Origin of the sequence: Rheinheimera sp., from assembly GCF_020217005.1 — a bacterium.
Taxonomy (GTDB): Bacteria; Pseudomonadota; Gammaproteobacteria; order Enterobacterales; family Alteromonadaceae; genus Pararheinheimera.
The window spans coordinates 1-10000 of record NZ_JAIWOI010000133.1 but is presented as its reverse complement, the minus strand read 5'-3'; the positions used below and the strand labels follow the sequence as shown (position 1 = coordinate 10000).

General features: G+C 47.8%; 8 protein-coding genes. 4 read left to right on the top strand and 4 right to left on the bottom strand.

Going from position 1 to position 10000, the window contains the following annotated elements; genetic code table 11:
• A partial coding sequence (locus LDL40_RS06540) for a GyrI-like domain-containing protein (protein ID WP_300994401.1) occupies nt 1-187 on the top strand: 187 nt, incomplete at its 5' end.
• A 54-nt stretch (nt 188-241) separates the two neighbouring features.
• On the opposite strand, the gene LDL40_RS06535 is transcribed toward LDL40_RS06540, so the two are convergent.
• On the bottom strand, nt 242-1621 hold the full coding sequence (locus tag LDL40_RS06535) for an amidohydrolase family protein (RefSeq protein ID WP_300994400.1): 1380 nt from the start codon (nt 1619-1621) through the stop codon (nt 242-244).
• 219 nt (nt 1622-1840) lie between these two features.
• Here LDL40_RS06535 and LDL40_RS06530 point away from each other — a divergent pair, with 219 nt between their 5' ends.
• The 3 genes from LDL40_RS06530 to LDL40_RS06520 all read left to right on the top strand — a co-directional run bounded on the left by LDL40_RS06530 (nt 1841) and on the right by LDL40_RS06520 (nt 5457).
• Complete coding sequence (locus LDL40_RS06530) at nt 1841-2383, top strand: hypothetical protein (RefSeq protein WP_300994399.1); 543 nt, start codon at nt 1841-1843, stop codon at nt 2381-2383.
• A gap of 126 nt (nt 2384-2509) precedes the next feature.
• Nucleotides 2510-3868 carry a M24 family metallopeptidase gene (locus LDL40_RS06525; protein ID WP_300994398.1) on the top strand — a complete coding sequence of 453 codons (1359 nt, stop codon included), beginning with the start codon at nt 2510-2512 and terminating at the stop codon, nt 3866-3868.
• 125 nt (nt 3869-3993) lie between these two features.
• Nucleotides 3994-5457, top strand: coding sequence for a carbon starvation protein A (locus LDL40_RS06520; protein WP_300994397.1), 1464 nt, complete (start codon nt 3994-3996; stop codon nt 5455-5457).
• Between the two features lie 58 nt (nt 5458-5515).
• Here LDL40_RS06520 and LDL40_RS06515 read toward each other — a convergent pair whose 3' ends face one another.
• The 3 genes from LDL40_RS06515 to LDL40_RS06505 form a co-directional block, all read right to left on the bottom strand.
• Complete coding sequence (locus tag LDL40_RS06515; protein ID WP_300994396.1) at nt 5516-7471, bottom strand: CHAT domain-containing protein; 1956 nt, start codon at nt 7469-7471, stop codon at nt 5516-5518.
• A gap of 1 nt (nt 7472) precedes the next feature.
• Nucleotides 7473-8972 (bottom strand): metallophosphoesterase, encoded by a 1500-nt coding sequence (locus LDL40_RS06510; protein WP_300994395.1) that lies wholly within the window; start codon nt 8970-8972, stop codon nt 7473-7475.
• A 103-nt stretch (nt 8973-9075) separates the two neighbouring features.
• The coding region (locus LDL40_RS06505) for a GMC oxidoreductase (protein WP_300994394.1) at nt 9076-10000 on the bottom strand (925 nt) is incomplete at its 5' end.

Genomic DNA, 10000 nt, shown 5'->3' with positions numbered 1-10000 from the left:
TGCCAGGATCCGTCATACAGGTTCGGATGAACAGTTAGCTTTGGCTGTGCGGTACTTGTATTCAGTGTATCTGGACGAAACTCAGGCTGAATTACGGGACTTTCCTTTGTTTTTTGAACGGCTTAGCTTCTTTCCTGACGTACCACAACATCAGGCAGTCACTGATATTTATCTGCCCTTAAAGTAAAACAAAGGAGTGCCACAGGCAGGCACTCCTTTACAACCCGGGCTTGTTTTTTGTTCAGCGTACTAAAGCTTCTTCAATGACCTGACCGTTTTGTTTATAAATCACACCGGCTTTCATCACTAAATCAACATGTTGCAACAGATTCATATACTTCAGAACGTCGCCTTTGACCGTGATAATGTCCGCAACTTTGCCAGGGGTGACTGAACCATATTTATCCTGCACCCCCATCATGACAGCGGGCCAGTAGGTTGCTGCTCTAATGGTTTCCAGCGGATCAAAACCGAAATCATCAACCCAGACAGCCATCTCATGCCAGGTGGTCTGGCAATGAAACTTCATTGGAATGCCAACATCAGTCCCAACTAACATCACCACACCTGTCTCTTTGAGCTGATCAATCTTATGTTTTAACGTGGGTTTGCGTAACGGCACCAACTGGGTATACCCCAAATGGCCCGGTTTTTTAATGGACTGCTGAATGTCAGCAATAGTGTCTGGCTTCAAACCTCTGTGCCAACAGGTGTTATCTAAATGCTCGGGGTTTTTTACGGTTTCCTGATAACTCCACAAGCCTTCCACTGTAGGAGTCCAGAATAACAAGCCTTTAAACATACCTGTGCCAGTGCGCTCTTTAATGGCTGCCAGCACATCTTCCGGATAACCAGGTGCAGTTGTCAGGCCTGTGTGCTCAAAATTATCCACCCCAATTTCAACACCCCGGCGTATTTCATTGGGTTTGTGAGAATGGGCTACTACTTTCATTCCGCGTTTATGAGCCTGCTGTACTATAGCTTCAGCGACCTCACGTGGCATATCGTCCTGGTCTATCAGTTTCACTATATCCATTCCGGCATCAGCCAACTGATTCACTTTTTTCACAGCATCATTTTTGTCTTTTACTGCCCAGCGGTAGCTTTTTTGCCAGTCGTCTACCTGCCATTGTAAAAAGGGTCCTGAAGCGTACAAGGTAGGTCCTGGTATTTCATTGTTAGCCAGCTTACGTTTGATGATTTGAGTATCCTCAAGCGGAGCACCCAGATCCCTCACGCTGGTGACACCAGCCAACAATAACTGCACTAAACTGGCTGGCATAATTTCGTCGGCTAAGCGATCTTTGTATTTGGCTTGCCAGTGCACATAGTTAGCATGACCTGTTAATTGAAGATGAGCGTGGCTTTCCCATAATCCCGGCAATACGTCCTGCCCTTCGGTTGATACCACTTTATACCCTTCAGGTACCTGCAAAGTGTCCGTTGAGCCGACTTGTTGGATCACTCCCTGATCGACCAGAATTACGCTGTTGCGGATCAGGTTTTCGGCTGTTCCATCAATCAGTCTACCTCCGACCAGTGCTATTTTTTCCGCAAAAATACTGGTGCTTGTGCCACAAAGCACAAGACTAACCATCAGTGAAATAACATGTTTTTTCATAATGCCCCTGAATTGTTTTATTTTTAGTCAATTTAAAATAACTGGCGAACACAAGGTTATCAATGCGGTTCAACTTATATTAGGGCGCAGTGGACTATAGTTGCATGCCTGCGAAAAGCCGCAGGTATCAGAATATTTTTCCTTACAGTTTCATATACTTTGTCATCCTTACTTCAGCCACACTGATGGTATTCATTCAAGTCAACACGGACATTAAAGATGAACGATCAACCATTTAAACTTCACCGGCTGTTGCTGGTTGCAGCTGCCAGTCTTTATATCCTGATTTTACTTGCCTTTGAGCACCACAACGGTGGGGTGGTCAGCCATCATTTGTTGCAACGAGAAGATTTACCCGCTATTTCAAACTGGTGGGGCGCTTTGGTCGTGCCTGTGTTGAGTTGGTTTTTAACAGGACGTATCTATAAGCGGGTAGTGACGACCTATCCCTTGGCTGTGACAGCAGGTTTAACTGCCTCTCTGCTGTTTGGGGTCACTCTTTCAGTGTTATTTCAGTATCAGCAGGAACAGCTGTTAGCAGGCATGATGCTCAGTCTGCCTGTGTTGGCATTAATTTTTCCATTGTACCGTGCCGAATTCTTGTTAGGTTTTATACTCGGCATGTGTTTTACCTTTGGGGCATTAATTCCAACAGGAGTCGGCATTTTGGTTGTATTGATGTCTTACATTTTGCATAAAACTTTGCGGCCTTTGTTGGGTTACGTTTATCGCTCAGCGTCGGGGGCCATTGGTTCGAGGTAACCTTTTGTCGCAGATTCTGTGTTGTCTGCTGTATTTAGCAGCTGATTTGCCGGAAGTTCGTTGTAAGTTGTTATTTATGAATTAGTTTTAATTCAACGAAATAATCACAACAACAGGGTGCGACAGATGAAAACTATAGTCACCACGGCTTTGCTGGCACTTATGACCATCACCCCAACAACCTTTGCCGCTGAATTTACGCAGGCCAGGCAGCTGGTCTCAGCAGATGATTTTGCTGTACTGGCACCAAGAGACCGAGTGGCGACCGAAAACCGTATTCTGCAGGAACGACTTGAGGCATTACTGCCGCAGTTGATGGCCGAAGCCAAGCTGGATATGTGGCTGGTGATCAACCGCGAATATGCGGAAGACCCAGTCTATTTTACATTAGTACCTCAGCCCACTTTTGCCGCCCGTCGCACTACTATGTTGGTGTTTTATCGCAAAGCAGATGGCTCAGTCGAGCGCTTATCAGTGAACCGTTATCCTTTTGGTGCGCCTTATACCTCAGCCTGGTCTGGCGGAGACCTGCAGCAACAATGGCAGGCTTTGGCACAGGTCATCACTGAGCGAAATCCTCAACGTATAGGCATTAATGTGTCAACAGACTGGCCTGTGGCTGATGGTTTAACCAAAGCCATGCATCAGTCTTTGCTGGAAGTGTTGCCCAAAGATTATGGCAACAGACTGGTTAGTTCTGAACAATTAGTGGTACGTTGGATGGAACAACGTACTGCGTCTGAACTTGAAATTTACCCTGCTATTGTCAGTCTGGCCCGCGCTGTCATTGCCGAGGCTTTTAGTGCCAAAGTCATTACACCCGGAGTAACAACCACGGACGATGTCGCCTGGTATATTCGGCAGCGTTATGAGTCGCTGGGATTACCTGTCTGGTTTATGCCCGATGTAAATAGCCAGAGACAGCAAGACGATTGTCGTCTGGATTCAGCATTTTGTGGTCAAAGCAGAGTGATCCACAGAGGAGATGTGCTGCATACAGATGTAGGGATTTGTTACCTGAAGCTGTGCACTGATACGCAGGAAATGGCTTATGTACTGAAAGTTGGCGAAGAGCAGGTCCCAGCGGGTTTGGTTAAGGCTTTGGCGACAGGCAATCAGTGGCAGGATATTTTAACCAATGAGTTTAAAGCCGGACGTACTGGCAATAACGTTTTAGCTAATACCATCAAGGAAAGTCAAAAGCAGGGTATGATCAGCAGCACCTACACCCATGCTCTGGGTTTTGTTGGTCATGCGCCTGGTCCAACTATTGGCATGTGGGATAACCAGGGGCCTTCAGCTGTGGGTGGACAATGGCCTTTGTATGCCGACACTGCTTATGCCATCGAAGGCAATATTAAACAGCAAGTGCCGGAATGGGGAGGCAACTATGTGCAGATTAAACTGGAACAAAGTGCGTATTTTGACGGAAAAAAAGTCATTTATCTGGCTGGTCGTCAAACACAATGGCATTTAGTGCGGTAGCTGGACACTTAGACTATCTGCTGATGTCTGAAGCATGCAGGCTGTGCTAAGGTATTGATATTTATCTGAAGCCGCGGCACTTGCTGCGTCTTCTTTGTCAGTTGCCCAGATAGGAACCCGCTCTTATGCTTATCTTTTTTGTCAGCATAGCCATACTGATACTTGGCTATAAATTTTACAGTCCTTTTGTTGAAAAGCAGGCGGGTATAGACCCCAAAGCCATTACCCCACAGCAGCGTTTTAACGAAGGGGTGGATTATGTGGCAATCAGTCCGATAAAAGCCTTTTTGATTCAGTTTTTAAACGTCGCTGGGGTAGGCCCTATTTTTGGTCCTATTTTGGGCGCTATTTATGGCCCTGTGGCGTTAGTCTGGATTGTGATAGGGAACATCATAGGTGGGGCTGTACACGATTATTTCTCTGGTGTGATGAGCATCAAAGAAGACGGCAAAAGTTTGCCAGAAATAGCAGGCCATTATTACAACATTGTATTTAAAGGCTTTATGCTGGTGTTTACCGCCATGTTGCTGTTTTTTGTCGGTGTGGTTTTTATTATGAGCCCAGCCGGATTACTGAGTAATCTGTCTTATTTTGAAGGCACTTTTCTGGCTGGCAATACCTTTTGGGTGTTGGTGATTCTGGCCTATTACTTCCTCGCGACTTTGCTGCCCATCGATAAAATTATCACTAAGTTGTATCCGGCTTTTGGTCTGTTGATGATAGTAATGACTACTTTAATAGCTGGTGCTTTGTTAATGGAAGCGCCACACCTGCCAGAGGTCGCCGATATTTTTGCTTACTTTGATGGTCATCATGAACATGATTTTTTAACCCCTAATCCTGACGGTGCGCCAATCTGGCCTTTGCTGTTTTTAACTATTACATGTGGTGCTATCAGTGGTTTTCATTCGACTCAGGCGCCTATTATTGCCCGTTGTTTAACCAATGAAAAATATGTCCGCCCTGTGTATTACGGCGCTATGGTCTGTGAAGGCATAGTGGCTTGTGTCTGGGCTTTGGCCGGTATTGCTGCCTTTCCCGGCGGTTATGTTGAATTAAAAACCATGCTGGCTCAGGGCGGCCCTGGTCTGGTGGTGAATCATATAGCAACCAGTTATCTGGGGGTTTTTGGTGGTGTGATGGCGATACTGGCTGTAGCAGTATTTCCTATCACTTCGGGCGATACCGCTTTCCGCTCCTTACGTTTAACCATAGTAGACGCGTTCAATATTCCACAAAGCTTGCGTAACAGACTGCTCTTGTCAGTGCCTATCCTGATGATTGCTTATCTGATGACTTTGCTGGATTTCTCCTTGATTTGGCGTTATTTCGCTTTCTCAAATATGTTGTTGTCGACCAGTGTGTTGTGGCTGGCGACTAAGTACTTATTTGACCGCGGTACTTTTCACTGGATTGCCAGCATTCCGGCTGTGGTCGGCACCAGTATGACAGTGGCTTATATAGCCACAGCTGGTATAGGTTTGAATTTGCCAGTGGAATACAGCAAACCTATAGGTGTGCTGGTGGCTGTGGTTGGCTTGATTGGTCTGGTGTTGGCTCATAATAAAAAAGTAGCGCCAGCGGTCTGAGCCGCTCTTTATCCGATGAAAACACAGCGGGCTTAAGCCCGCTGTGTTGTTTAGGTTATTACTCTTCAGTTAAAGCGTCGACCGCAGTTTGGGCCAAGTCTTGCCAGATAGGACTTTGCCATTCCTGCAAGTAACGACTAAATTGCCGCTTGGTGGATAGCAGAGGGAATTTGTCTGTCAGAGCTTCATCCAGCATGGCTTTGCAATACTGCTGAATAGTCTCCTGCAGCGCCTTTTGGTCTGCGTTATCCGGATGGTAAACTGCATTCAATAAGGTCAGCTCAGCCAAAGTGGCCAATACATAAACTTTGTCCTTACCCGAGCTTAGGCTGAGTTTCCAACTGGTCATTTCAAGGGCTGCACACCAGGTGGTGCCATATTTTTCCGACAGTTTTTGTAATCCGGCCACATCGTCAGTTCTGTTGCGAATAGCAATGACGGACAGATACTGAGTCAGTAACCAGTGATTGGACTGATCGATAGTCCAGGCGGCCTGATAAAACTCAAAACAGCATTTATAAGCCTGATCGGCTTCTTTTGTGGCCCCTATTAAATCCAGTGCTATGCCAATACGTTTTTCACTGGCGGCGCTTAAGCCCAGCCGCATCGACCATTCCTCTTTGGTTAAATGATCATGGGGTTCATCCCGCCACTCTTTAAGTTCAGCCCGTATCGCTTCGGATAAAGCAGTTAATTCTTCATGCACATCAGACTGCTGATCGGATGCAGCCAGGCCAAGTGTGATACTTTTTACCAGCTCATCAATACGGTCAAACTTTACTTCAATTTTGCGTTGGGTCTGGCTGGCATGGAACTGCTGCACCTGCATCGAAAAATCAGGCGGAATAGTAGCGTAGGCCACTATGCTGGCCCAATCATGGGTTTCCGGAGCGTCAGTGCGTAAGCGTTGACGCAATTCGTGTAATACCCAACGCGGATCGTCACCTTTGAGTAAACCGCTGTACAGTACTTTGGCGGCTATAGCTGAGGCTTTCATCCAAAGTGGAAACTGTGAAGCTATCACCCATGGAATACCTGAGCTATTGAGTTCATGCGCTATGCTGCCACCTGGGGTCAGCACCGAGTTGATATTGCCAGAATCGCAAGTGGCTAAAGTGACCACTGTAGGCCGACAGTGGCTGGTGCCTAAAGCATCATTAGCCGTCAGAGCCATCGCCAGTCGTTCACCGTCGACCACATCTGCCTGATCAGGACCTGCCTCGCTGCACAAAGCCACACCATAATGCTCATCACCGGACTGTTGATAAGGGGCGCCATGAGCCAGAACATGCACATGAGTAAACTCTTGTGTGGCGCACAAGGTGCGTAATTGCTCAAGTGTCGCTTGTGGTAACACCGTCAGCAGCTTTTTCACTTCACTGATGCGCTCTTCCGGGCTGTTTTTTAATTTCACCCAAGGTTCTATCGCTTCACGCAGCGCTTGTAAATGCGATTGGGATGGCACGTAACTGCCAGCCGGTGCGGCAAAAGCAAACAGAATTTTTGGTGTTCTGGCCCAGTTCATTGGCAAAGGTCGGCCACGGCGTACTTCGCGGGTCAGGGACACAGGAGTACGCATCTGTAAAAACAAAGGGGCACCAGTGCCGGGGAAACCATCAGCAGCTATGGCGGCTTCAAAAGGCAATAAACCTAATTCAAAAGCCGACATCGACAAAGTTAAATGCACCAGACTGCCTTTTTCTGCAGCAGCAGCTCCGAGCTCGGAAATCAATGCCGGTACTTCGGCAAAAATGCGGCCCAAACTTTCGCCTATATCCCGAAGTTCAGCCTGACGCTGATCGTCAGTGGCCGGATCTTTATCCAGCGGGTACTTCAGCCGCTTTAACCGCATCAGTAACTGGCGATGTTCAAAAGGTATATTGATGGTTACAGGGCCGTCTGAACCACAAAGCGCTATGTAGTTCGTTAAGGGCGACAATAACTGGTTGTGAGTAGGGCCTGCTCTTAACAGTTCAAGCTTTACGCTGCGAATTTCGGTGCTTTGCGCTTTCATGTTAAGACCTCTCAAATTGCTTGATGATTAGCGGCTCACCTGTGCCATCACCCAGCACATGAGTCAGGCTGCCTATAGCGCCGGTAGCAGTTTTTTTAATAGAAACAGCGCTGGTTTGATTCATCACAAAAGGCTGGCCAGCAAAACTGGCGTTGTCGATGCTTTCCATTTTGCCGTCGATGAGGATTTTATAAACTCCCTGAAAAGACGCCTGATCTTTGAGCATATCAGCTGTAAAACTCAGCAGGCGGATCCAGGTACCGCAGTTAAAGTAATAACGACCAGACCCCATGTCGATGGCGCGCTCCAGATGGGTATGGCCTGTGACTATAAAGTCGATGCCATTGCCAACTGCAGCTGTGACTTCTTTGTAAGTGTCGTCTTTGTCATTGATATCGAAGGTTTTATCGCCAGCTAACCAGTCTTTCATCGCGCGGCGCAGCGCTTCGTCTTTGGGAATATTGCGGATCCAGCCGGTTAAGCGATCAAATATCAGCTGGCCTGTGCCTAGCTGTCCATCCTGTTCAAACAGCTGAGCATTGGAGGTTCCAAGGTTTTGTTCGGCTTGCAGTAGCATAGCGTCTACCGCCTGACTGTCTGCACTGGCATAAGTTTTCATGCCTTGTGTCAGGTTGCTGCCAAGCACTTGCGTCAGTTGAGGTGGCGTCGCATTTTGCTCTGCATGAGTCTGAAAACCATCCATCGACAAGCGCTGATTCACTTCTCTGCCGTCCACAGTTTTGCGTCCGACAATAGATAATAAGTCGCCAATTTTTTTCGCCTGTGACGGATCCAGCACCACTAAAGTGCCTACAGCAGCCTGAGTTTCAGGTTTGAGCAAATCAATCCATTTGTATTTTTCTTTAACCTGATTCATCACCTCTTTCACCATACGGGTACCGGCATTGGGTGTCCATTCCTGCTGAGTTAAAGTGCGGCCCGCATTGAGGCGTCGGCCCACTTTGGCTAAGTCTTCGTATCTGTTGAAATTCCATGGGTCTACTTCATTGCCATGAGTGCAATACACTGTAGCGCCACCTACAGTGCAGCTAAAACCTGCACCTATAGTGGAAAATTCTATGCTGGCGCGTTTTTGTGGATTGTCTCCGGCCAGGCGCTGCTGGATCAGGCGCTGCACCACAGGAAAGGAGATTTCCACATCATGATTGCCGATAATAAACACCAGGGTGCGGCGTTCCAGAGCGACAAAAGCTGCCAGAGCGGCCCAAATGCCGGAGAAGGACGGGTTGGCCATAATACTGCTGACCACTTCAACGGCTCTGTCGACCATAATGTAATCAGAGGATTTTTCGGCGAGCGTATCAAACACATCACCGTTCAGCACCAAAGCCACCTGACCAGCTGGGTTTTGCTTACCGACCCACTGAATATAACCAGCCAGTCTTTTGGTTTCGCGCAGTACCTGAAAACTGGGGTCAGCGCCGCCCATATGGATATCGGAAATGACATGCACTTCATCATAAGCAGGAAAATTGCTCATTGTAGTCAACCTCGTTGCAAGGGGCAGAGCAGCAGTGCTGCACCGTTTCTGGAAAAATTGGCGAATGAAAGACCACAGCCATTCGCTCATCGGCTAAGCCTTATTACAGATCGGCTGTGGGTGCTATACCCGTGATACCTTCAGCCACCCGTTCTGAAACGGCACTGATGGTGGCTATAGGGTTGGCACCTACCGCTGTGGGCAACAAGGAACCGTCTGCCACATACAAGCCGCTGTAACCGAACACCTGACCAAAAGTCGCCAATTCAGCACTGGTCACCCCTTGCTCCGGACTATCCGCCAAACGACAGCCCCCCAAGGAATGCACTGTGACGTTACGCCGCATAGGCCAGAGCCAGTTCGGCATAGGAATAAAAGCTTTGCCACCGCACCATGTTTTAAAACGCTCGCCTGTGGCCAATATGGCGTTGTACAAGGACATGCTGTTTTTATAAGGCCACTTCAGATGCAAGTAGCCGTCTTTATTCAGCGACATCACACCGTCGCTTTTGTCCAGACCCATACAGAGCAAGACGCTGGTGGTGTAGGACAAGTCGTTTTTCAGCAATGAACTTAAGGCATAGCCCAAATGACCAGTGCTGATACCATGCACAAAACGGGCAAAAGCCAGCCGGATGGTGCGAACTAAAGCCTGGAACTTGGAGGCTCCGGGTTTGACACCTTCGGTGTACCAGGCGGCAAAGTTCGGGTAGCTGGCATCTTCCAAAATAAAAGCTTTGTCACGATCGAAGTTTTTAAACAGGTTGTAATCTGTGCCCTGAGTGATCACAGGGCCATAGTTGGGGTCTGCTGGTTTGTCGCCATCAATCACAAAAGATAAAAAATCGCCATTGCCGGAAAAGTGCCGGCCTAATTGCTGACTGATGTTCGGAAGGGTTTTATACAAGTCGCGACAGCGCATCAATAGCTCGTTGCTGCCCAAAGTTCCGGCTGACACCACGACACGGCGGGTCAGGGTGCTGCATTCTTTATGTGAATCTTTTAAATCCTGCCAGTAGACACGATAA